23 protein-coding genes, 1 tRNA gene and 2 pseudogenes are annotated in these 22,385 nt (G+C 68.3%); 14 read left to right on the forward strand and 12 right to left on the reverse strand.

The features are described 5' to 3' along the window. The first annotated feature begins 31 nt into the window (after nt 1-31). Both ACFVX4_RS26050 and ACFVX4_RS26055 read left to right on the forward strand, forming a co-directional pair. Nucleotides 32-466, forward strand: a complete 435-nt coding sequence (locus tag ACFVX4_RS26050; protein ID WP_389981338.1) for a GrpB family protein — start codon at nt 32-34, stop codon at nt 464-466. 85 nt (nt 467-551) lie between these two features. Further along, complete coding sequence (locus ACFVX4_RS26055; protein ID WP_389981340.1) at nt 552-1,484, forward strand: aminoglycoside phosphotransferase family protein; 933 nt, start codon at nt 552-554, stop codon at nt 1,482-1,484. An 89-nt stretch (nt 1,485-1,573) separates the two neighbouring features. Here ACFVX4_RS26055 and ACFVX4_RS26060 read toward each other — a convergent pair whose 3' ends face one another. Further along, the gene (locus tag ACFVX4_RS26060) at nt 1,574-1,915 is read right to left on the reverse strand and encodes a VOC family protein (RefSeq protein WP_389981342.1); all 342 of its coding nucleotides are present in this window, start codon (nt 1,913-1,915) and stop codon (nt 1,574-1,576) included. A 100-nt stretch (nt 1,916-2,015) separates the two neighbouring features. Beyond that, entirely contained in the window at nt 2,016-2,822 is an 807-nt protein-coding gene (locus tag ACFVX4_RS26065; RefSeq protein WP_389981344.1) for an enoyl-CoA hydratase/isomerase family protein, read from the reverse strand. 95 nt (nt 2,823-2,917) lie between these two features. On the opposite strand from ACFVX4_RS26065, the gene ACFVX4_RS26070 reads away from it, so the two are divergent. The 3 genes from ACFVX4_RS26070 to ACFVX4_RS26080 all read left to right on the forward strand — a co-directional run bounded on the left by ACFVX4_RS26070 (nt 2,918) and on the right by ACFVX4_RS26080 (nt 5,245). Then, entirely contained in the window at nt 2,918-3,592 is a 675-nt protein-coding gene (locus ACFVX4_RS26070; RefSeq protein ID WP_389981346.1) for a TetR/AcrR family transcriptional regulator, read from the forward strand. A gap of 301 nt (nt 3,593-3,893) precedes the next feature. Continuing rightward, complete coding sequence (locus tag ACFVX4_RS26075; protein WP_389981347.1) at nt 3,894-4,556, forward strand: class I SAM-dependent methyltransferase; 663 nt, start codon at nt 3,894-3,896, stop codon at nt 4,554-4,556. Nucleotides 4,557-4,711: 155 nt separating this feature from the next. Next, nucleotides 4,712-5,245 carry a hypothetical protein gene (locus ACFVX4_RS26080; RefSeq protein WP_389981349.1) on the forward strand — a complete coding sequence of 178 codons (534 nt, stop codon included), beginning with the start codon at nt 4,712-4,714 and terminating at the stop codon, nt 5,243-5,245. A 592-nt stretch (nt 5,246-5,837) separates the two neighbouring features. On the opposite strand, the gene ACFVX4_RS26085 is transcribed toward ACFVX4_RS26080, so the two are convergent. After that, nucleotides 5,838-6,458 (reverse strand): helix-turn-helix domain-containing protein, encoded by a 621-nt coding sequence (locus ACFVX4_RS26085; protein ID WP_389981351.1) that lies wholly within the window; start codon nt 6,456-6,458, stop codon nt 5,838-5,840. Nucleotides 6,459-6,590: 132 nt separating this feature from the next. Here ACFVX4_RS26085 and ACFVX4_RS26090 point away from each other — a divergent pair, with 132 nt between their 5' ends. The 4 genes and pseudogenes from ACFVX4_RS26090 (at nt 6,591) to ACFVX4_RS26105 (ending at nt 9,412) form a co-directional block, all read left to right on the forward strand. Next, nucleotides 6,591-7,061 (forward strand): CoA transferase, encoded by a 471-nt coding sequence (locus ACFVX4_RS26090; RefSeq protein ID WP_389981353.1) that lies wholly within the window; start codon nt 6,591-6,593, stop codon nt 7,059-7,061. Beyond that, a pseudogene (locus ACFVX4_RS26095) lies at nt 7,051-7,230 on the forward strand (CoA transferase); the annotation flags it as partial. The gene ACFVX4_RS26090 and the pseudogene ACFVX4_RS26095, both read left to right, overlap by 11 nt. A 118-nt stretch (nt 7,231-7,348) precedes the next feature. Continuing rightward, on the forward strand, nt 7,349-8,698 hold the full coding sequence (locus tag ACFVX4_RS26100) for an amidase (RefSeq protein ID WP_389981355.1): 1,350 nt from the start codon (nt 7,349-7,351) through the stop codon (nt 8,696-8,698). Nucleotides 8,699-9,070: 372 nt separating this feature from the next. Further along, the gene (locus tag ACFVX4_RS26105) at nt 9,071-9,412 is read left to right on the forward strand and encodes a DUF5713 family protein (RefSeq protein WP_389981357.1); all 342 of its coding nucleotides are present in this window, start codon (nt 9,071-9,073) and stop codon (nt 9,410-9,412) included. A gap of 175 nt (nt 9,413-9,587) precedes the next feature. On the opposite strand, the gene ACFVX4_RS26110 is transcribed toward ACFVX4_RS26105, so the two are convergent. The 4 genes from ACFVX4_RS26110 to ACFVX4_RS26125 form a co-directional block, all read right to left on the reverse strand. After that, nucleotides 9,588-10,190: an HIT family protein gene (locus ACFVX4_RS26110; protein WP_389981359.1), complete on the reverse strand. Its 603-nt coding sequence runs from the start codon at nt 10,188-10,190 to the stop codon at nt 9,588-9,590. A gap of 221 nt (nt 10,191-10,411) precedes the next feature. After that, on the reverse strand, nt 10,412-11,545 hold the full coding sequence (locus ACFVX4_RS26115) for an FAD-dependent oxidoreductase (protein WP_389981361.1): 1,134 nt from the start codon (nt 11,543-11,545) through the stop codon (nt 10,412-10,414). A gap of 429 nt (nt 11,546-11,974) precedes the next feature. Then, entirely contained in the window at nt 11,975-12,781 is an 807-nt protein-coding gene (locus ACFVX4_RS26120; RefSeq protein ID WP_389981363.1) for a maleylpyruvate isomerase family mycothiol-dependent enzyme, read from the reverse strand. A 373-nt stretch (nt 12,782-13,154) separates the two neighbouring features. Then, nucleotides 13,155-13,775, reverse strand: coding sequence for a TetR/AcrR family transcriptional regulator (locus ACFVX4_RS26125; protein WP_389981365.1), 621 nt, complete (start codon nt 13,773-13,775; stop codon nt 13,155-13,157). A gap of 122 nt (nt 13,776-13,897) precedes the next feature. On the opposite strand from ACFVX4_RS26125, the gene ACFVX4_RS26130 reads away from it, so the two are divergent. Then, a complete protein-coding gene (locus tag ACFVX4_RS26130; RefSeq protein WP_389981367.1) occupies nt 13,898-14,575 on the forward strand; it encodes a DUF998 domain-containing protein in 678 nt (225 codons plus the stop codon). An 84-nt stretch (nt 14,576-14,659) separates the two neighbouring features. Continuing rightward, nucleotides 14,660-14,872 (forward strand): DUF4287 domain-containing protein, encoded by a 213-nt coding sequence (locus ACFVX4_RS26135; protein ID WP_389981369.1) that lies wholly within the window; start codon nt 14,660-14,662, stop codon nt 14,870-14,872. Nucleotides 14,873-15,025: 153 nt separating this feature from the next. On the opposite strand, the pseudogene ACFVX4_RS26140 reads toward ACFVX4_RS26135, so the two are convergent. Next, nucleotides 15,026-15,423 (reverse strand): annotated as a pseudogene (locus tag ACFVX4_RS26140) (transposase); the annotation flags it as partial. A 418-nt stretch (nt 15,424-15,841) separates the two neighbouring features. Here ACFVX4_RS26140 and ACFVX4_RS26145 point away from each other — a divergent pair. Further along, on the forward strand, nt 15,842-16,603 hold the full coding sequence (locus ACFVX4_RS26145) for a PucR family transcriptional regulator (protein ID WP_389981371.1): 762 nt from the start codon (nt 15,842-15,844) through the stop codon (nt 16,601-16,603). Nucleotides 16,604-16,776: 173 nt separating this feature from the next. On the opposite strand, the gene ACFVX4_RS26150 is transcribed toward ACFVX4_RS26145, so the two are convergent. Beyond that, nucleotides 16,777-19,074: a hypothetical protein gene (locus ACFVX4_RS26150; protein WP_389981373.1), complete on the reverse strand. Its 2,298-nt coding sequence runs from the start codon at nt 19,072-19,074 to the stop codon at nt 16,777-16,779. A 3-nt stretch (nt 19,075-19,077) separates the two neighbouring features. After that, nucleotides 19,078-19,149, reverse strand: a tRNA-Gln gene (locus ACFVX4_RS26155). 643 nt (nt 19,150-19,792) lie between these two features. Between ACFVX4_RS26155 and ACFVX4_RS26160 the strand changes: the two genes are divergently transcribed. Both ACFVX4_RS26160 and ACFVX4_RS26165 read left to right on the forward strand, forming a co-directional pair. Then, complete coding sequence (locus tag ACFVX4_RS26160; RefSeq protein ID WP_389981375.1) at nt 19,793-20,164, forward strand: hypothetical protein; 372 nt, start codon at nt 19,793-19,795, stop codon at nt 20,162-20,164. 15 nt (nt 20,165-20,179) lie between these two features. Further along, entirely contained in the window at nt 20,180-20,986 is an 807-nt protein-coding gene (locus ACFVX4_RS26165; protein WP_389981377.1) for a hypothetical protein, read from the forward strand. Between the two features lie 482 nt (nt 20,987-21,468). Here ACFVX4_RS26165 and ACFVX4_RS26170 read toward each other — a convergent pair whose 3' ends face one another. Next, entirely contained in the window at nt 21,469-21,738 is a 270-nt protein-coding gene (locus ACFVX4_RS26170; protein ID WP_389981379.1) for a hypothetical protein, read from the reverse strand. Between the two features lie 399 nt (nt 21,739-22,137). Then, nucleotides 22,138-22,341, reverse strand: a complete 204-nt coding sequence (locus ACFVX4_RS26175; protein WP_010982331.1) for a cold-shock protein — start codon at nt 22,339-22,341, stop codon at nt 22,138-22,140. Nucleotides 22,342-22,385 lie beyond the last annotated feature (44 nt).

The following is a 22,385-nucleotide window of genomic DNA, read 5'->3' on the forward strand; positions in this document are numbered from 1 at the left end:
GGCGGTGCCGGGCCTGGCGGCCAAGGACTGTGTGGACATTCAGGTACGCGTCGACTCGATCCACGACGCCCGGCAGATCGGGCTCCTTGCCGCGATCGGTCTCCGTTGCCGTCCCGAGCTGTGGAACCGGGCGGAGACTTCGGGCGGCAAGGAGTGCCGCAAGTTGGTGTTCGCCCCGCCGGTGGGTGCGCGCAGGTGCAACGTCCACCTGCGCGAGGACGGTGCACCGAACTGCCGTTTCGCTCTCCTGTTCCGTGACTATCTGCGCGCCGATGAGGCCGCCCGTCGGGAGTGGGGGGCGTTCAAACGACGTCTGGCCCGCAGTGTGCCCGACCTGCTGGACTACGGGCAGATCAAGGCCCCGGCCACCGAGATTCTGATGATTGCGGCCGAACGCTGGGCGGCGGCAACAGGGTGGCAGCCACCGCCTGGGCGTTCCGCATCGCGCAAGTCCCCCGCGAGCTGAGCCAATCGCACCGTCGCCTTGTGCCGGGACATGGGAGGTGCCACCCGTCCCGCCTTCACATGGGGCAGGTGCGTAGGGTGCGGGGATGATGGAAGTGCCAGAGGCGTTCGTGCGGAGCACGGTCGAGCGCGAGGGCGAGCCCGGTGCGGCTTGGCTCGCCGAGCTGCCCGGGATCGTGGAGGAGCTGCTGGGGCGCTGGGACTGCGTGCCGGACGGTGAGGTCATGCATGGGGGAGTCGGGGTCATCGTTCCGGTGCGGCGGCTGGCCGAGGGGGCGTCCGTGGTGAAGGTGTCCTTCCCCCATCCCGGCAACGTTCATGAACCGGACGCGTTTGCGGCCTGGGGCGGACGAGGAGCGGTGCTGCTGCACGAGCGCGACGACGAGCACTTCGCGATGCTCCTGGAGCGAGTCCGGTCGTCGACCCTGGCGGAGGTCGAGGACAGCGATGAGGTGATGAGGATCGCAGGACGGATCAGTCATCGGCTGGCCATCCCCGCGCCGCCTGAACTGCCCCGGCTCCGGGACCAGGCCGATGCCTGGGTAGCCCAACTCCGGCGGGACGCCGCAGAGCTGACACACGCGTTGCCCCGACACGTGGTCGACGCCGCCGTGGCGACGGCCCAGGAATTGGGCCGCGATCAGCCGGACACCCTCATCCACGGCGACTTGCATGCTCGCAACATCCTGCGTGCCGACCGTGAGCCGTGGCTGGCCGTCGACCCCAAGGGGTACGCAGGAGACCCTGCATACGACGGCGGCACTCTGCTCAAGGCGCGGTCGCCGGCGCTCCTCGAAGCGGGCGACCTGAGCAGGATGCTGTTCCGAACCCTGCATGTCTTCGCCGAGGCGGCGGAAGTCGATCCCGAACGCGCCCGGCGTTGGGCTCAGTTCCATGCGGTCCAAAGCGCTTTCTGGGGCCGCCGTCACGGATTTCGCAGGGCACGCGGAGGTCCACAATTGGAATGGCTCACGCAACTTATCGACTTCCTCGCGGAGTTGCTCGCCGAGCGTCCCTAGCACGCCCGGAGGTTGGAGTTGATTCGGCGGGGAACGGCGATGCGCACGCGCAGCGGCACCGTGCAACGGTCTCGGGCGCGGCGGGCCACTCAGGGGCCGACGTACTCGTACACGCCTCCTTGGGGGTGACGCAGTACCGCACGGTGACCGTTGGGGGTGGGTTGAGCGGGCATCACCACGGTGGCCCCTGCTGCCATCGCTTCCTCGACCGCCGTGTCCAGGTCGGCGACCGCGAGAGTGGCCCCGACACCGGCTACCCGCTGCACCGCTTCGTCCGGCCCGCTGAACAGGAGGAAGGGACCGATGCTCGCCAGACTCACCCCGGCGAACGCGAAGCGGGCGGCTGTCTCGCCGGTCACTCTCTCGTAGAAGGCGATGGCCGCGTCCAGGTCGTCGACACGCTGCCTTGCGATCACTGAGTCGATCTTCATCGTCGGTGCCTCGATTTCTCGTAGGGCTTGGTTCTCTGCTTGTGTCGAGGTGTTCGCGACAGCGCCGGGGCCTGTCCGACCCGCGTCCACCGGACAGGTTCTACGTGCCACTGCTCGCGAGGAGTTGCCGTGCATATCCGCTGCGCAGTTCCTCGGTGATCCGGCGTCGCCATGGGCGGCTGACGACCGCGTGGGTGAGCCGGCGGGAGGTGCGGGGAGTGGCCATGATTGTCTCTGCGAGTCGGTGGGCCCGGTGCGTCAGTTGGTCGCTCGGCAGCACCTCGTTGACCACCCCCCACCGCAGTGCGGTCGCGGCATCGATTCCCTCACCGGTGTAGGCGAGATGGGCGGCCCGTTTGGTGCCGAGGAGTTCCTCCAGGGCGAGGTACATGCCGTCTCCGGGCACCGAACCGGCGGCGAAATTGCCGTCGGCGATCACCACGTCGTCGGCACACAGCGTGATATCGCAGATCAGAGCCAACTCCTGGCGTGGTCCGGGTCCGTTCAGCACTCCGATGGTCGGGACGTCGATACCGAGGACCAGACTCTCAAGGAGTCGTGCGCCGTCGGAATACTGCTCGTACAGCAGGTCGCCGGGCCACTGCGACAACGGTTCCGCGAACGACCGCGGATCGATCCCGGCCATCCACTGTCGGCCGGTCCCCGTGATGATCAGGACCTCGTTGTCGGGGTCCGCGCCGGCCTCCGCGAGCACTCGTCCCCAGGCGTTGAGCAGCCCGCGCGAGAAGACCGCCGGTCCACCCTTGGAGTGCATGCGGATCTCGACGACTCCCGAGTCCCGGTGGATGGCGAAGTGTTCGGCGTACGCGGCTGCATACCGCTTCAGGGGCGGGCGTTCCACGAAGCCGCCGAGAAGCCTGTCGCGATCATTCAGCGCATCGGGCACGGGGCATCGAACCTTTCGGTCGGCAGGAGCCTGGATCCGACACTCTGCCACACTAAGTGGGGTCGGACCCCACTTGACGAGAAAGGCGGGAAACAATGCAGTCGGCGAACGAGGAACGCGCGGGCGACGGCCGGCCCGTACGTGCTGATGCCCGGATCAGCCGCGAGCGGATCGTGGCCTCCGCCGGCCAACTGTTCGCCGATGAGGGCGTGTCGGTCTCCCTGGAGCGGATTGCCCAGCATGCCGGAGTGGGTTCGGCGACGCTGCACCGCCACTTCCAGGGGCGACGCGCACTGGCCGTTGCGGTGATGGACGAGCGGGTCCAGGCCCTGTGTGCACGAGCGCGTCGGCTCTCGACCGAGTGCGAACCCGGGCAGGCCCTCGAAGCGTGGGTACGGGCAGTCGTGGAGCACAACAACACGTTTCGTGGCCTTGCCGCGCTGCTGTCGGAGGATCTCGCCGAGCCCGGACATCACGTGGAGGCGCGGCACGACGAAGTGCGCGCGGCGGGAGGCGAACTCCTGCACCGGGCGCAGCAGGCGGGTGCGGCCCGGCACGACATCACGATCTCGGATCTCCTCAACCTGGCCAACGGGATCGCGGTTGCCACCGAGCGGGTGCGGGACGGGGAGCGGCAAGCCGATCACCTCCTCGACGTCGTGATCACCGGCGTGCGACCCCGTGCCTGCATGGCCGTACGCGATGCCCACACCCAAGACAGGCCGGATAGTCCATCGAGCCCCCCGGAGAGCAAGCACCAGCCAGGGTGACGGGCAGGGACAGGAAGCCGGTCGGGGCCCTGGCTCTCCGTGACAATCGTCCTTGCTGCGTTCACAGCCGGAGGCGCCGTTGTCCCCGATGATTGGTTTCGAATGTCATGATCTGATCTCATGGACGAGACGATCGAAACTCTGCGGCGAGAGTTCAACGCAGAGGAGGGCAGCTTCCTCCTCCAACTGCGTGGCCGACAGTGGGACCGGGCCGCCTTCGCTCGTCTGGAACGGGCCATGCGAGCAGCATGCGCACAGCCGCCTCTCCGGCACTGTCAGTGCTCGGGTCTAGATTGGCTGCGTGACTGAACCCTCCTACCTTGCCGCGGTCCGGGAGTCGTACGACACCGTCGCCGCCGACTACGCGGAGTACGTGCCTGCCCCCGATGATCTTGATCCGATATCGCGTGCGATGTTGGCCGCGTTCGCCGAACTCGTGCGGACCGCCGACCGAGGTGACGTCGCCGACCTGGGCTGCGGCCCCGGCAAAGTGACGGCGCATCTCGCCGGACTGGGGGTGTCGGCATTCGGGATCGACGTGTCGCCGAAGATGATCGGCCTGGCACGCGAAGCACATCCGGACCTGCGGTTCACGGTGGGCTCGATGACCGCGCTGGACATCGATGACAACGAGCTCGGCGGCATCCTGGCCTATTACTCCACTCACCACACGCCGCCGGAGCTGCTCCCGGTCGTGTTCGCCGAATTTCAGCGCACCTTGGCGCCCGGTGGGCATCTGATGGTCGTCGGGCGGGTGGGAAACGGCGAGCATCGGCATGTGAAGACTGCCTACGGCGACCATCCCGCGTTGTTCGACTCCTACCTGCTGCCGGCCGACCGGATCGCCGAACTACTGGACCAGGCTGGGCTCGTGGTGACCACGCGACTGGTGCAAGACCCCGCCGAAGAGGGGAAGAGAGCGATCGTCAGCCTCTTGGCCCACAAGCCGGAGCCACGAACGTAGCGGACCATCCGCTCCACGGAGACCGTCGCGGATCCGTGGAGCGCCGCCGGTGTTGTGGGCACGGTGAGGGGCCCAGAACCTGACGGCGACGCGGATCTTCCGTTACGTCGGTAACTCTAGTTGCGTATCGCGCTTTCGGTAACTAGAGTTGTCGCATGACGCTGCCTGAGATCACTACTGCGGAACAGACAGTTCTCGACAAGGCTCTCCTCGATGCCCTCAACCCACTCGCCTCGGCCATGCGTGCCCGGGTGACCGGACTTCCTGAAGACCGCATGTGGGATGCCGAACCCATCGACGTGACTCTGTCGATTCTCAGCGCCTGGAAGGTGGTGGACGCGGAGGTCAAGCGGTTGACGGCAATCGCAGCAGGGACCGCGGGGTCTTATGGCGCGAGCTATGAGCAGTTGGGTGCTGCCTGGGGTATCACTCGACAGGGTGCTCGCAAGAAATGGCCCGACGCCATCGACAAGTCAGCCCCTGCGGAAGCGGAGCCGAGTCGGATCGAACTGTACGGCGGCAGCGCCGAATTGTTCCGGGATCCGTCATCGGGTGGCTGGCGATGGGCCGGAAGGGGAGCTGATGGAACATGCGATGAGGCCGACAGCACCTCGTACTGCGCAACGAAGGAAGAGGCCGCCGCCCACGCAGGTGTCTTTTTGAGCGAGCACGTCGCCGGTCGGCGTTAGGGCCGGCGCCGCAGCCAACCCGGGACGGCCACCAGGCCGGCACCCGGAGCTGCACGGTGACCTGCTGTCGATCCGATGGCTGAGTGTCAAGAGCGACGCCGCACAGCTGTCATCGGGACTGGGGTGGCTGAGCCGTACGGTCTCGCCCGAGGGCTGTCGTCCTCGCGCCTCGTCGCTCGCGACCCAGAGCCGGCCGTCACGGCCTGCTCCGCAGGCCCGAGCGACGAGCGGGTGAAAGGCTGGCCAGCCCTGGTGGGTCGAGTGGTGGCCGCCACCGCGACGCCATCCCCATCCCCTGCGGGTGTCCTTGTCGCCTGCACGAGCTGGGCGACCACCAGTGTGCGGTTCCCGCCGACCGAGGTCGGCATGCGCATCACGCGCCGGCGGTGCACGGATCTCGTGCCGCCCCGCCGACGACCTGCTGTGTATGCCGGTGGGCGGGGCCTGCAATCAGGGCGGGTGTGCCGGTCATCCAAACGTGCTGCAACCGGCTGGGCACGCCGGTCACCAGAGTGCTGGAAGGGGAGGGGCTGCCGGGCCCGTGGCCGTGATGACGCGGGCAACGCAAGGCCCTGGGTGCGGCATAGAGGTGTCATTCCGGCAGCCCCTGCCTCGGCGGCGGGGTGGTGAGCCCGGCCACCATGCGCGCAAAAGCGCGGGCTGCTCGCTCGTCGAGTTCTTCCAGGGGGACTCCGGTGTCGCGGGCGTACGCCTCGCGGAAGATGATGTAACCCATCTGCGCAGCGGCTGTCATCACATGGTCGGCCACCGCGTCGGCGTCCTCGGGCAGTGAGCCCTCGTCCCTGTCCCGTTCCAGACTCTGGCGGGTCTGCGTGAACCGTGGCAGCGGGGAGAAGTCGCCATCGCCGTCGAGCGCCAACAGTGCTTCGAGCTTCACCAGTTCGGGTTTCCCCAAGCGATGACGGAACATGGCCTGCCGGCGCTCGGCGAACGGCAGCTCCCAATGACCGTCCTGGTCGGCGGCCTGACGTTGTACCAGGTCGGCGGCGGCGGCGCGCAGAAGGGCCTGGCGGGTGCCGAAGTACTGATAGATCTGCCCGTGGTTGACCCCGGCCTCGGTGGCGATCTCCCGAAGGTTGACCCCGGCGAGCACGCCGTCGCGCTGGAGGAGTCGGCGCGCGGCCGCCAGCAGGTCCGCCTCGGTCTCCTCGCGGGTGCGCCGTCGCCGCCGCGTCCTGCCGGTCTCGCTCATGCCCTGCTCCTCGTACGTCCCTGGATGGCTTTTCTCGTCGCAGCCCCTTGCCACGCTCCAGTGACCAGCTCATGGTCCCGCTAACAACGTTTCGTTAATAACGGAACGTGAATTAGATGTGAAGGGGCATCCATGGCGACACTCCCTCAGGCTCTTCCTCTGGCGGGCGTACGCGTCCTCGACCTGTCCACCGTCCTCGCCGCGCCGGTCACGGCCACTTTCCTGGGCGACTTCGGCGCCGAGGTGGTCAAGGTCGAAGAACCCGGGCGCGGCGACTTCACCCGCGGGGCGAAGGCCGGAGCGCGATCCCCGTACTGGGCCCAGGAGGCGCGCAACAAGAAGTCGGTGACCCTGGACCTGCGCACCGGACGGGGACAGGACCTCGTCCGCAGGCTGGTCCCGCACTTCGACGTCGTGATCACCAACTACCGCCCTTCTACCCTGCGTTCATGGGGACTGGATCCGGACGCGCTGCGCGCTCTCGCCCCCGACACCGTGCTGGTGTATGTGACGGGATACGGGCTGACCGGCCCCTACCGCGACCGGGGCTCCTTCGACCGGATCGCGAGTGCCTTCGCCGGCCCTGACATACGTGACCGGTGACGCCGACCGGTCCCCAGTACGCAGCGGCTATTCCACGATCGACTACATGGCCGCCTATCTCGGCGCCTTCTCCGTGGTCACGGCGCTTTACCACCGCGACACGGCGGGTGGCGGCGGTCAGGTCATCGACCTTGCGCTGTACGAGGCGGGCTTCCGCGCCTCGGAGGACGCGCTCACCTCGTACGCGACGACCGGCCGGATTCGGGAGCGTATGGGCAACCGTCTTCGCCTCCGCGACCGAACTCACCGATCTCATACGCCGCCGAAAGCTGTCGCCCGAGGAGCTCATGCGCCACACCCTCGACCGGATCCGGACGGCAGACGCCACACTCAACTCCGTCGTCGCCCTGGACCCCGAGCGGGCACTCGCCGAATCCGCCGCCCTCACCTCACGGATCTCCCGCGGCGAGGACCCCGGCCCGCTGGCAGGGCTGCCCATCCTCGTCAAGGACTTGGAGGACGCGGAAGGGTTCCGCACCAGCAAGGGCACCAGCGCCTACCACAACAGCCCGCCCGCAACCGGCGACAGCCTGCACGTGGCTCGGCTGCGTGCGGCCGGCGCACTGGTCATCGGCAAGACGAACCTGCCGCCGCTCGGTGCCGCAGTGCACACCGCCAACGACGCCCACGGCATCACCCGCAACCCATGGAATCCGGAACGGACACCGGGCGGGTCCAGCGGCGGCGCCGCGGCAGCCGTGGCCGCGGGGCTCGTGGCCCTCGCCACCGCCGGCGACGGCGGCGGCTCCACCCGTATCCCCGCGGCACTGTGCGGCGTGGTCGGCCTCAAACCGAGCCGCGGCCGCATACCTCAGGGCCCCTCCCGCATGCCGTGCTGGCCGCAGCACGCATGTCTCAGCGGCATGGCCCGCACCGTCCCGGACACCGTGCTGCACCTCGACGTGGCCTCAGGACATCACCCGGCCGACCCGTACTCGCTGCCCGCACCGGCAACCTCGTACCTGGACAGCCTCGGCACACCGCTGCCCGCCCTGCGCGTGGCAGTCCTGCGCACACTCGGCGTGGCCTCACCCCGGCCAGAGATGCCGCGTGCCCTCGAACGGGCAGCGGACATCCTGCGCGCCCAAGGCCACGATGTACGGGACGACGACGCGGCTCTGCCCGGAGCCGCGGACTTTCCCGCGCCCTTCCAACTGCGCCAGAAAGTGCTGGCCCACAACCGGCTCCTCGGTGTCCTCGACGACTTCACCACCCGACGCGCCGATTTCGAACCATGGTTCGCCGACCTTCTCGACGGCGGCCGCAACATCACACCGGCCGAATTCGCCGCCTACTGGGCGCACCGTTCCCTGCTCGACCGCTGGACGGCCGAACTCTTCGACCGGTTCGACCTGCTGCTCATGCCCACCGTGCCCACAACGGCATGGCTCGCGGAGGGGCCGGACGTGGCAACAGCTGTGCGTGAGCGGACGCTGCCGATCTCCTGCACCTCCGTCTTCAACGACACCGGGCACCCCGCAATCAGTGTCCCCGCCGGTCTGGGGCCGGACGGCCTGCCCTGCGCGGTACAACTCGTCGCCCGACACCACCGCGAGGACCTGCTGCTCGGCGCCGCACAGGTGGTCGAGACCGCCGAGGGCACTCTGCATCCCCCTGCCTTCGCCACCTTCGCCTGATGCGACGGGCCGCCGACTGTGCCGATGACGAGGAGATGCATTTCGCCGACAGACGGCAGGTTTCAAGGAGACGGGCACGCTGCCGGGCGAGGCACTGTATGCGCACACCGGGGGCGAGACTGCGGAGGCCGCTCCAGCCGCCCTTCTGGCCGCAATTCGCATGAGATCCGGGATCCGGACATCGCGACAGTGGCGGTGCGCGCAGCCCCGTACGAGGAGGGGAGAAGCCCACTTTCGAGCCGGATCGGCACACAGCTGTCGCTCTGCTGGAGCAGTTCCGCCCGGCCTTGCCGGTCCCGAGTCTTGAGCCGGGCTTGTCAGTGGCGTGGTGCATGATCGGCACGTCGGTTCTTCGAAGGAGATGGAGGCACCATGCCGATCACGAACCAGCAGGTGACTGAGTACGCCTTTCTGCAACAGCTCTACGCGGACGAATACTTTCCGGATCACGTCGTCGACAAGGGCAGGGCGATCCTGCTGAGGCTGTGCGAGCGGATTGAGGCAGTGCGGCCTGCGGATCTGCCGGCCCTGTACGTGCTCACGGAGGCGGCGACAGAGGAGTTCAATCTGCTGGAGACCGAGTTCGAGGCGGCAGGGAGCGAGATCGAGACGGTTGCACGGGAGGAGATAGCCGAGGACTTCTGGTTCGTGGCGTCGGTCTACGGATTCTCGGATGCCGATACGGAGGAGCTGATCGCCGCCAGGGATTGGTGAGCGACGACTGGAAGACCGAGGCGGTCGGCCTTGTCGCATCCACGGCGGGGCGCTACTTTGTGCCGGGTCTCCTTCGATTGCGGACCCGGCCAGGGCAATTGTGGGACCGTCCGACTTCGAAGTCACTCCTGCAACTGACAACCGGCGATCGCTGAGTTCCGCCGCAGATCGGGCGTCAACGTTGCGAGGCGTCCAGGGCGGCGAGACCGCTGCGGACAACAGCAGACGTCTCGTCGAGCTGCTCCCGTTCATGATCGCGCCAGTCGGCACCTATGCGAAATGGATCGCCTGCGAAGCGAGGGATGACATGGAGGTGCACATGGAAAACTTCCTGGAATGCCGCTTCACCATCCGCGAGGAGCAGGTTGACACCCTCGCACCGCAGACCTGATCGGCGCAGTGCCCGCCCGAGTCGGTGTGCCACTTTCCAGACCTGGACGCCGTCGTCCTCCTGAAGGTCCTCCAACCCCACCGCGTGAGTCTTGGGAACGACCAACAAGTGGCCTGGGTTGACGGGCCGGAGATCCATGAACGCGATCACCGAATCGTCCTCATGGACAATGCTGGCATCCGCCTCACCGCGCCCTATCGCGCAGAAGATACATCCGTCACCCGCCACAGCCGCCTCCTCACGCTCCGAAGTACCCGTGCCGATCACCACATCAGAAGAGTCATGCGAGCGCGAGCGAATTCCGTCCCGACGGCCATCTTCGTGCAGCCGTGCAGTGATGATGGTGGTCGGGAACGCGTCTGTTTGCACCTCTATCGCTCTGTACATCACTCAAACTCGCTTGATACAGCGGCAGGTTGGAAGAACGTCGTCGGGCAGTCGTGGCCGGACGGGCCGCGTTCAACGTCGACGGCCCCGAGTCGGAGCCGTACGAGCCGGCCGAAGTGTCGGTGGGCATCGAAGTAACGGCACTGTCATCCGCAGACCGTGGACGTAGGACTTGTCCGGGCGAGCAGGCGGGCTGCTCGGTGAATCTCGGCTCAAGTGGCTTATTGAACCTGGTCGGTGATCATCTTGAGCATGGCCTGGGGTGTGTTGTTCTCGGAGTCGATTCCCTGGACCACCTCGGTGCCTTCAAAAGTGACGGCCTCGGTACTGCGGGCGAACATCGCCTGCTCGTATTCGGTGAGCGCGGCTTCGATGTCGTCGGGGGACGCGGCGAGGGCTTTGCCGAGTTCGGCGCCGTCGAGCATGGCCAGGTTGGCGCCTTCGCCGTTCGGGGCTGCGAGGTGGGCGGCGTCGCCGAGCAGGGTCACTCCCGGCACCCGGGCCCACCGGTGCTCGGCCGGCAAAGCGTAGTGAGGGCGCAGAACAGGCGTGGTATCGGCGTCCGTGATCAGCGCGGTGAGCTCCGGCGCCCAGCCGTCGAACTCCCGCGCGATCCGCGTGGCCGCGGCGGAGGCATCGGTGAAATCGATGGCGGCAAACCAGTCCTGCGGCCTGGACAATGCCACGTAGGCGTGCAGGGTGTCACCGCTTTCCCGGTGAGCGAAGATCTCCTTGCCCGGCGAGGGCGCGATCATCGACCCGCCGCCAACCATCTTCGCGGTCCCGGAGCGCCGGGTGTCGGCGTCGAACAGGTAGGTCTCGACGAACGACGTGCCGACGTACTCGGGTGTGGCGTCGGAGAGCAGCGGCCGGACCCGCGACCACGCACCGTCCGCGCCGACCAGCAGCCGCGTGACGATGGTGCCGCCGTCGGCGAACGTCACCTCATGACGGCCCTCGCCGAGGGAACGGGTGCCGCTGACCTTGTGCCCCCACCGGACGGTGTCGGCCGGGAGAGAGTCGAGCAGGATCCGTCGCAGCTCCCCGCGCTGTACCTCGGGGCGTCCGCCCGTGCCGTCGTCGGCCATCTCGTGCACGACGGTCCCGTCTTGCTCGACGAGCCGCATCGTCTGGCGGCCTTCGATGACGATGGCGTGGAACTCGTCCACCAGGCCGGCCGCCTTGAGGGCGAGCTGCCCGTTGTGGCCATGGATGTCGAGCATCCCGCCCTGCGTGCGCGCCGTCGGGGAGGACTCGGCCTCGTAGACCGTGACCGGGATTCCGTGGACGTGCAGGACGCGGGCCAGGGTAAGTCCGCCGAGTCCGGCGCCGATGATCGTGACGGGGGTGCGCATGGGGGCTCCTCGGGGTCGGGACCGCCCAGTGATCTCCGGCGGCCGTTTCCGGAAAGGTGCCAGCCCCAGCCGACAAGCCGCCGACATCGAACTCACAGCCCCCGACAGATGACCGACAGGCCCGGAACGGCGTTCAGCCCGGCGTTCGGATCGATCGTGCGGCAGATCACCAGGGCGAAACGCCGCGCAGTGCCGCGTCGCCCGCTTGATGGAGACGGTGCAGGAGGTGAGGGCCTTGGCCGATCGCACGGCGGGTTCACCACCAAGCTCCACCTGAGCGGGGACTGCCAGGGTCGCCCGCCCGACCTCCCTCCCACGTCGCCACACCGGGACAGCGGGCGGACTGCACCCAGTTCACGCCAGTGCCGGAGAAGATCAGCGGCCCGCGGATCGGGCCTTCGGAGGCATGAGGTGGCGCGCCGTCAGGTCCTACTCATCCGGGTCCCAGGCCAGGAGCAGGTCGAAGAGACGTCGGCCGCCGTCGAGCTTCAGGGAGTCCACCGGAATTCGGCTGTACAGGGCCAGGACCAGCTCACCGGCCGTGCCCCGGGCGGAGGCGCCGGCCGCGTCCGGGGCCTCGCCGGCAGCGGTGGCGGGCATCGCTCCGGTCGTGGGAAGACGAGTGGCCCGTACGCCGTCGGCGGCGAGCACGAGGCGCCAGGAGTGGCCCTCCGTGGCGTGGTAGTCGACGACAGCGGGATCGTGCGGCCAGGTGTACGGCCCCGCGCAGCAGGTGGACAGGAACTCGTCGACACCGTCGAGTGCCGCCTCTTCCGGCAGCGGCTGCGGGGCGGCCACGGTGATCTGGGCGTCGTAGGTGTGCACCGTGGCTTCCTGGACCTGGTGTCGGGCGACGGCACCGCTGGTCTGCGGCGACTGCGACCCACCCCACCACGTCCAGCAGCCCCGATCCGGGCCGGCCTCGCGCAGTGCGCTCAGCAGCAGCTCCGTGGACTCGGCCGACCAGGCCAGCAGGGCCTCGCGCTCCCAGGGCGCAGCGAGGGCTATCTGCCCGGACCTCTCGGCCGGGGGAGCGTCGGCAGGCCCTGCGGCGACGGTGGCGGCCCAGAAGCGGTGCACCCCGCCCAGGTGCCGTACCAGATCCAGCAGCTTCCACTCGGGGCAGGTCGGCACCTGCACGTCGAGGCTGGGCGCGGAGGCGACCGCGGCCCGGAACGCGACCGACCGTTCGTCGATCAGCCGCAGCAGAACGGGGAATTCCAGAGTCTTTTGCACGCTGACTGTCTATCACCGTGCTCCGACAATCGGACGGGGATTTTCACGGCCGACGCGGCGGGCGCGCGGCACTGGCCGCGCGCCCAGCCCTCGCCGACCCGGCCACGCCGAGGAAGAGGAAGCGGACTGCCACCTCTCGTGCAGGCAATGCCATGGGCCATCAGCCGCGCCATCCGCCGATTTCAGCGGGAACATCCGGATGAGCGCTGTGGGTGCGCAGCATCGACCAGTACGAGTGCGCGAATGAGTTCGGGTACGCGGCAGGAAAGCCGTACGCCGTCGCGCAGAGCTATGCGCTCTGACCGTGGCATGTGTTGCCTCTTCAGGGGGCGGCCGGACGAAGCGTGCATCGGGAGCGCAGGGGCGCAGGGGATCAGCGGTAGGCGGCGAGGAAGGCGCGGACGCCGGCGGTGGCGTAGCGGTCGAGTTCGGCTTGGGTGTGCTGGGGGCCGCCGTGGAACATTGCCTTGTTCACCGGGATCCACAGCAGCAGACCGGAGAAGTGATTGGCGGCCAGGAGCGGTTCGTCGATCCGGAGCAGTCCGTCCTCGGCGAGACGCTGGAACGTGGCTGCCAGGGTGACCAGTACTCGCTCGAAGCCCTGCTCGTACCAAGCCGCGCCGAGCTCGGGGAAGGCGTCCGCGTTGGCGATGACCAGGCGCCGCAGCTGAAGCACCTGAGCCTGCGTGAGGGTGGTGAGGAACTGCCGGGCGAGGCGGGTCAGGTTCTCGTCGAGCGCATCGGCGTCGGACGGGATGTCGGCCACCAGGTCGATCACGCCGTCGATGCGGTCGGTGGTGGCCAGGACGATCTCTGCGAACAGCTTCTCCTTGTCGGAGAAGTGCTTGTAGACGGTCTGCTTGGACACGGCCGCCAGCTTCGCGATGTCGTCCATGCTCGTGCCGGAGTAGCCCTTCTCCATGAACACCCTGGTCGCGGCCTCCATGATCGCCTGGCGCTTGCGTGCCGACCGGCCCTGCTCGTTCGCTTCCATGCCGTCTCCCTGACCTGACAGTACTGGACAGTCCAGTTCATCCATGGGTACTGTACCGTCCAGTTCCCGACGGTACTGAACCGTCTAGTTCTGTGCGGTAATCGCGACCGAGGAGGATTTCCATGACCCAGACGAACAACGCCCCGATCACTGCCAGTTCCACGATCTCGACCCGGCGGGCGACGCGGGTCCTGCTGGCTGGCGGTATCGCGGCGGGCCCGCTGTTCCTGGGTGCGGGCCTGATTCAGGGCTTCGCCCGTGAGGGCTTCGACTTCACCCGCAACGCCATCAGCCAGCTCAGCCTCGGTGGCCTGGGCTGGATCCAGGTGACCAGCTTCCTGCTCACCGGGGTGCTGGCCATCGCCGGTGCGATCGGGATACGGCAGGCACTGCGCGATGTCCCCGGTGGGGTCTGGGCCTCGCGGTTGGTAGGCGTGTTCGGCGCCTCGTTTCTTCTTGCGGGGGTGTTCACCGCCGACGCCGGCGCCGGGTTTCCGGCCGGTACTCCGGAGAGATCGGCTGCCTCGATAAGTGCGCACGGCGCCGTCCACATGCTCAGCGGGATGGTGGGTTTCCTCGCGCTGTGTGCCGCGTCCTTCGTGCTGGCCAGGCTCTTCGCCGCCCAGCGTCAGCGCGGCTGGGCCATCGCCTGCCGCCTCGTGCCGGTGGGAGTTCTCGTGGGCTTCGCAAGCTCCTCTGTCGCCGTCCTGGCCTTCACGGCCGGAGCGGCACTCGGACTCCTCTGGCTCACCGCACTGTCGGCCCGGCTTCTCGCCGCCGCGCCGACGGCTCAGCAGTAGGCGGAGCCCCTGCGGCTTGCAGGACGGGCGAGAACGAAGCGACAATCCAAGATCACTAAGCATGGAGAGATGGGACACTGCGACATGAATGAACCGGCAAAGGGCCCTGCCAGCTACTTCCCTTCGATCGAGAAGAAGTACGGCCGTCCGATCACGGAGTGGAAGGACCTCATCCGGTCCTCTTCCCTGACCAAACACATGGAGCTCGTCTCGTGGCTCAAGACCGAGCACGGCCTCGGGCACGGCCACGCCAATGCCCTCGTCGCACACACCCTCGCCGAAGACAGCGACAAGTGAACCGTCCTTGCCCCGCACCGCGGGAGGCGTCGGCACGGTGATCCATGGCTCGCCCTTGCGGGTGGCGACCTTCAACCTGCGCGCCCGCCGGGCCGTCGGCCGGTGCGGCGGTCAGCCTGTCCAAGCCGCTGGTCATTCGTGGTGCGTATCTCGGTAGCGGATATGGAGTCGTTTGAACTGGTGGAGCCAGGCGCGGGTCTTGCCCAGTCCGGGGCCGTGCGGGTTGCCGCGGTGGGCGATCTTGGGGGTGACCCCGTGGGCTCGGAGGAGATATGGGCACGCGCCGAAGCCGTAGCCGCGGTCGGTGAAGAGCCATCGGGGACGATGGCCTGGCCGGCCGCGCAACCTGCGGACGGGTGGGCTGGCGTCCAGCAGCGGCATGAGCTGGGTGAGTTGTGACGGTCTCCGCCGGCGAATGGGACGGAGAGCGGAATCCGTTTCGGTCGACGATCAGGTGGTGCTTGCTGTCGGACGGGGCCGGCCCGGTCGACCGGCGAAGGTCCGGTATGAGCATCCCTTTTGAGCGCCCGGACATGCGCGTCGTCGATAGCGCGTCGTCCATCACCAACAGGCTGGCCGCACGGGATACCGACGTCAGCGAGGTGGACGAGCCGGCGGCAACGGAGCTCGCGTTCCCGCAGGCCATCAGGAACAAGACCAGCAGGCACTGGGCGGATACCACCGCCGACACAACACCCAACCACCGGGTCACATCCCTTTCTGAAAGGATCAGTGGGGCCAGTCACCCAGGAGGCAGGTGTCAACCGTCTGTTGTGCTGCGGCAGAGGAGGCAAGACCCGATCGTCGCTCGCGCGGGCATCGGCAGGCCTGGCCGAGTGGGTGGCCGGGATTCGGTTCGACGGCATAGGGCGGGCGATCCGTATGTCGCCCGACGGCACACAGGTGTCCGGCCCACCTTCTCCTGCGTCCACCACGGTCCCGATCACCCTTGATGAGGAAGAGATCGGCGTGGTGTGGCTCGAACGCCCCGGCTCGCCGAATCCGCTCGACGAAGTGCTGCTGGACCGGCTCGCCATCGCCGCCGCGGTGGCCGTCGAGCGGTACGGCCCGGCCCACACCACCATGGCCGACCCCGCCCTCGTCGAACTGGTGGTCAGTTGCGACGGCGACGAGGCGGCCAGAGCGCGGGCGCTACGGCTCCTGGGCTTCGCCGCCGACCTGCCGGTCCACGTCATCGCCGTACGCTCGCAGCTCCCGTTCGACCGGATCGGCGCCCTGGTCTGCCCGGCCCGCCCGGTGAAGGCGGCACCGCTCGCCGACGTGGGCGTCATCCTGGCCGCAGCCATCGACCCGGCCGGGTTTCCCAAAGACGTACGTGCGGGTATCGGCGCCGCCGAAAGCCCCGGCCGGTCATGGCGCCAAGCCCGCACCGCCCTCCGCTTCACCACCCCACGCGAACCCGTCATCCGCTACGACGACCTGGGCGCGCTGGCGCTTCTCGTCGAGATACCTCCGGACACCTCGCGCGACAACACCGATGTGGCCGCGATCGCCCGCGTGGTCGGCAACCCGGAAGATCTGGAGACCCTGGACGCCTACTGGACGACCGGCTCCCAGCGCCGGGTCGCCGACCTTCTCCATCTGCATCACAGCAGCGTCGCCCGCCGACTCGAACAGATCGGCAAGACCCTTGGCATCGAACTCGCCGATCCCACCGGACTGTTACGCGCCAGAATCGCCCTCACCGCATGGCGCCTGCTCAATGACTGAGGGAGACCTGCCACGACACCGCGGGGGTCGGCGGCCCGTCACCGTCCTGTGTATGCCGCACCGGCTGCTCGTCCTCCCCGGCCGGTTCGAGCCCGAGGATCTGCGTCCCCGTAGGGACACCTCATGGAGACACCGGCCGGGGCGATCTTCTCGGCCCCGGTAGGACGACAGGGTCAGGCACGGGGATCCGGGCGAAGCCAGTGGGTCTCAGTGGTCCAGCCCAGGAAACAGCGCCCCCCACCCGAGTCCGGCGAGCCCCCGGCTGCGGCCCGGCGCAGGCCGGTCAGTGCCGGAGCGAGCCGAGCCGCGACATGACCTGGATAGCGGGCCATCTCCTCGTCCAGTCGGGCGATCACCCGGGACTGTTCCGCAGAACCGCAGAGCGACAGGTGGAACACCATCTGGCGCCATGCGTATGCCGCGTCCTTGATTGTGGACAGCGGTCGCGGGTTGCCGTGTATCCGGGCAGTCAGCAGGCACACGGTGGTGAAGCAGCGCCGAGCCAGGTCTCCCCAACCGGGCTCGGGACTGATGCCGATTCGGGCGACCAAGGTGGCCAGGTTGTGTGTGGTGAGGATCTGGGCCTGCTCGATGACCTTGCCGTTGGCTGCCACGGACCAGCTCCGGGTGCCCGAATCGCCGGCCCGCGCTGCGCACAGCTTCGCGAATCCGGGCGAGGTGCGCGCCCGATGGGTACGGCGCAGCGAGTCGCTCGCCTCGGTGATCGCGAGGTTGCGGACCGCCGCGTAGTCGATGCCGTAGTAGCGCTCGTACAGTGTGCCGCCGAGCAATTCAGCGGCGACCCTCGCCGCCGCAAGAAACTTCGGTGTGAAGGTGCCCATGAAGATGTCCGAGGCCAGCTCCTCGACGAACGGTGCGCCTGCCTCGGCCTGCCGAGCGAGCACGCTGAGTTCGCGCACCAGGGGGTTGGGCAGGAGCGTGCCGGGGAAGGCCTGCACGGCCAGTTCGCCGAGTTGACGCAGCGCGGTGTGCGCAGCCTCCTGCCCCTGGTCGTCGACGCGGTATTGGGCCACTGCACGTACCCAGGGCAGTTCCTCGACCCGTATCTGCCGGGCGAGGTCGAGCAGGAGAAGCGAACGGCGGTTGCGGAACGCCCGGTAGTTCGCGGCCATCAGGGTGCGCAGCGCAAGGTCCTGATAAGCCTGCGAACCGGTTGAAGCGACCAGCTGCGGCACCAGTTCGGCCAGGACCTCGGCCGAGGGCACCACACCGCGTTCCACGAGCGTACTGATCGGAGCGCTGAGCGCGGCCTCCACGACGCGTCGCACCGCTACCGGGATCACCGCCCCCGCGGGCAGCCCGCTCTCCGTGGCCTCGCGGGCCGAGACGTCCGCGATCAGTGGCGCCACATCGGCCGCGCCGGTCTGCTGCGGGAGTCCGGACAGTCGGCGCAGAACGAGTTGGGCGAGCGCGTGGTGCGAGGGCTGAGCCGCCTGTGCCGCCTGGCGGGCGCGCAACTCGCGGTGCTGTCCGGAGCCGGGACGGCCACGCCGTCGAACCATGGACTCCACCGCGTGGCGCAGCAGCCCGAGTCGGCGCGCGTCCAGCGGCCGACCTGCGACGGTTTCCTCCAGGGCGCCGCGCAGGATGCCCAGGTTCTCCTTCGGGTCGCGGTGCTTGGTGCAGCGCGTGTGGGTCGCCGCGAGGTCCCGGTAGCGCCGCAGGAGCATCTCGCCGCGCTCCTGCCAGCTGTCGTTCAGCACGCGGTCCTGCACGCGGCCGGTCCCGGCTGTTTCCAGCCAGTGGGCCAGCAGTTCGTCGCCGAAGGGCCGCCAGACGGTGAGCGCCTCGCGCTGGGTCTCCACCGCGGAGTGCGGCCGTCGGGCGGACAGGGACGCGCCGACGTCGCCGACCGTGCGCCGGTGGACCGCCTGTACGTCCGGCGCAGGCAGGACGGACGGCCGCGGCATGAAACGCAGCCGGCAGGCCCACGGTTCCAGGATCTCGACAAGCTCCAGCGCACCGGTCACGTCCCCGGACCGCACCAGCCACGCCACGATCAGCAGCGCGGCTTCCTCGGGCACGACGATCTCGTAACGTCCACTGTCGAGCAGCGCGTACAGCCGTGCCAGGCCGGGTTCGGTGAGGCAGTACGCGAACAGTGCCCGACGCTCGACGGGCACCCCTGCCAGGGACGCCGCCTCGCGCTCATACGGTTGGAGCGGGCCCTCGGCGCTCGCCGCGGAGGTGGCGAACCCGCCTCGTACGACTTCCGGGGTCACCCAGGCGGGCAGCCCAGCCACCGGGGTGCGCGACCCGATGGTCAGGCGGCCGTCGGCCATACCGGAGAGCACGGCCTGCCAACGGCCGACGCGGCTCGCGGCGCGGTCCCGGGTGTCGGCTTCACCATGGGTCAGCCGGGTCAGGAAGGCCTGGGCCTGCATGGCCTGGGGATACGTCATGGAGTCTCTGGACCCTGCGGAATGCTGCTGCTCAGCGTTGTCGCTCATAAGCCGACGTGGCAGGTTCCGCCCCTGCGCCCTCCGGGTCCAGAGCCCGGTGCTCTGCTACTGAGCTACACGCCGATGAACGTGAGGCTAGACGTCTGTCCGAAGTCCGTGCAAGCGCATTGTCCGAGCGAACCGCCTTCGGCAGCCGGTAGCTGGTTGCCCGCTGACGACGGGACACCTTCGCAGGGGCACCTTCTACGGGTCGGTCGCCGGGGTTGTGGCCCGCCCGCACCAAGTCCTGTTCGTCGAAGCGACCGGTGAGGATGACGACACCGTAAATCAGTTCCACCTTCTGCGCGCCTGTGGGCCATCGGCTGAGCAACACTTCCGCGGTCAGGGGTGGCGTCGGCGGCGGTGTGGCCGCCGAAGTAGAAGGAGCAGGTGTGTCCCCACTGGTCGGGGGCGTACGGTTCAGCGCAGTGGCCGAACCGGTGGGGCACGCGCGCGGGTAGGTCCCACCGCGGGTGGCGCAGCCGCTGCAGGAGCTGGTCGTGCCAGAGGGCCCGAGGGTGGGCGGTGCGGGCGTCGATTTTCCAGCTGTCGCCGTCGTCCCAGCAATGGACACGGTAGAAGGCGGTGACGGTGCAGAAGAGAGCGATACGTCGTAGCGCGGCGCTTCCCACCGCGGCCCGCCTGGATAGCGAGCGTTCTGTCTGCGGTCTTCGCTGTGGCGATGTCCGTCAGCGTTGCCGCACCATCGGCTTACGCGGCCTCTGTGATGACGGCTTCGGACGTCGGCGGGTTCGTCACCGACGGAGACCACGTCCACGTGTCCAGCACGCCGCCCGCGACAGCATCGGCACATGGATGGTGGCTGGACCCGCTCGGCAAGCACAAGAATGTGAAGGCAAAGGTCACCATCTGGCTTCAGGCCAGGCACGGACACACCTGGAAGACTGTCGCAGAGGGGTCCAAGAACGTGAAGGCCGGCGGCAAGGGCGCCAGTTCCCGCCGCGCCAATGCCCGCAAGACATGCGAGAACCGGGACAAGACCCAGTGGCGCAGCGTCATCGATGTCGACTTGATCGGCATCGCGGACTCCCCCGAGAAAGCGGTCACCAAGACCGTCACCCTGTCGTGCGGAGCGTAGAAGGAGTGCAGTGGCATGGACGTGAGCGATCCGACCCTCATCATGGGCCTGCACGGGGTCTTCCACCGGCACCCGTGGATCGCTCGCGTCCTTGCCGAGAACGACCTGGAAGACGAGGACGTGTTCAGTCTTGCCGTGGCCAGGGCGGAAGCCTACGGCTGGAGCACCACTCACCTGGGCCGCGGTCCGCTGGACGGCTGCCGATGGGCACACAACGACGCCGGTGAGGACTGGACCGAGGACAATCGCGTCCGCCAACTGGCCTGGATTCAGGTCGCCGTGGAGGAACAGCTGCACGGCCAACGGCTGCCTCTGCTGCCCGTGGCCACGGTCCTCAGCGACGTACTGCACCACATGGGCACGTACACGCTCACCGGCCTGCACACGGTCGCGCCCCTGCAGCTGTCCACAGACGACAACCTCGTCCACTTGTCGCAGGCCGCGGACTGGGTGGCCACTGCGGGGCCGGGACCGTCGGCTGACTGTGTCATCACCATCGCAGCCCGGGAATCCGCCGATCTGCCGACCCGAGCACAAGACGTGAACGTACTGATTCTCGAACGCTCCTTCGGCCGCCTGGCCATCCATCCCAGCAAACCCTCTGCACCCGCGGGAGGGCTGGCTCCTTCCCTCGTAGGCGAGGTACAGACCGAGGGAATGCAGAACGCGGCGTCGATCCACTGCTCCTTGCCGGCCTGGTCGCTCGACACCGCCATCTGGGCAGCCGAGGTCACCGCCACCGCAGTACGCGACGCCGGCGTGACAGAACCGGTGCTCCTGACCATCTCGCGGAATGGCGGTGGCCTCGCACAGAGCGTGTGAGGGGGCTACAGGCCCTCGGGACCGGAACCGGTGACGGGCGAGTACACGACCGCGCGCGGGCACGCCCGGGGTGTTTTCTGAGGTCATTACGCAGGCGACGCGGCAGCCTTGTCCGTCGGTATGGTGCGGCGCCCAAAGCCACTCGTCACACCATGCCCGCTGCAAGAACGGCCGAGGGCGCAAGGCCGTCGTCACATAGGAGCTTCGCCGACCGTAGCCGCCACGAGGTGCGGAGAAGCCAGAGCCTCTCCCTCAAGGTGTGTCTCTCGTGTGTGTCGCTGGAGGTCCGTCGGGGACGATCGGCTCGAACGCCCTGCCTGCAAGCAAGCCCTGAGCCCCTATACGGTGATGCGATCCTGCACCCCCTGCATGCTGAGAAGGATCTCCAGCCCAAGGAGCGGGCAGTGCTCCTTGAACAGCGACGGCCGCGTGCGGCAGTAGAGGTCAGTGATCGGCTGCGGCAGGCACTGAGTCCTCTGCTTCTACTGAATGCCGGACACGACCTGCCGCTCCTTGCTCGGCCCGACCGCCTGAGCCGCCCTCCGCAGGCCGTCGCACCGCACATGTTCCAGCCGGCCAGTGCCTCGGACCGGCCCCCGGATCTTGGTGACAGCCTCGCCGCCCAGCTCATGCAACTCCTTGAGGGAGGACTCGTCGCCCCCGGTGACATCCTCACCGACAACATCCGCATCGTCACCGCATTTGGCGGCCGGACGGCCGGCGCCGAGTGGGCGCAGCTGGTGCTCATGCACGTGGCTCAGCGGTACAACCTGCTGCGTTACCGTGCTCCGCGCGCCGGAGACCCGGTCGCCCTGTACGGGCGTCCGCGGGCGTCTGGATCGTCAGCGAGGCGGTGTTGGTCATGGCCAGTGCGGTCATTCCCGGCCCGCGCGCGGAGTAGAGATCTGCTGCCGCCCACTTCCTCTTCGGGGGACAGCTGTCTGGGGCGAGCAGCCTCGCAAGCCCCGGGAAGCCAGCGGTCGCCTGCGGCGGCGGGCGGCTCGTCAACTGCTGGATCAGCAGGCCCTTCTTGCTCGCGCGAGCATGGGCATCGCTGCCGGCGGCAGGTGCTCTGGCGGGGGCAGGCTCCAGAACGCACGGAACCCGCCCAGCGATTGTCGCGGGGCGGGTGCCGTGCAGGTGCAAGCTGCTCAGGCCGGGGTGATGTTCTCCGCCTGCGGGCCCTTCTGGCCCTGGGTGACGTCGAAGTTCACCTTCTGGCCTTCCTGGAGCTCACGGAAGCCGGAGCTGGCAATGTTGGAGTAGTGAGCGAAGACGTCGGGGCCGCCGCCGTCCTGCTCGATGAAGCCGAAGCCCTTTTCCGAGTTGAACCACTTGACGGTTCCGCTGGCCATTTTGCCCTCCAAGGGGACTGGTAGTCGGTCCCCGCACCGTGCGG

Origin of the sequence: Streptomyces sp. NPDC058240 (genome assembly GCF_042882135.1) — a bacterium.
Classification (GTDB): domain Bacteria; phylum Actinomycetota; class Actinomycetes; order Streptomycetales; family Streptomycetaceae; genus Streptomyces.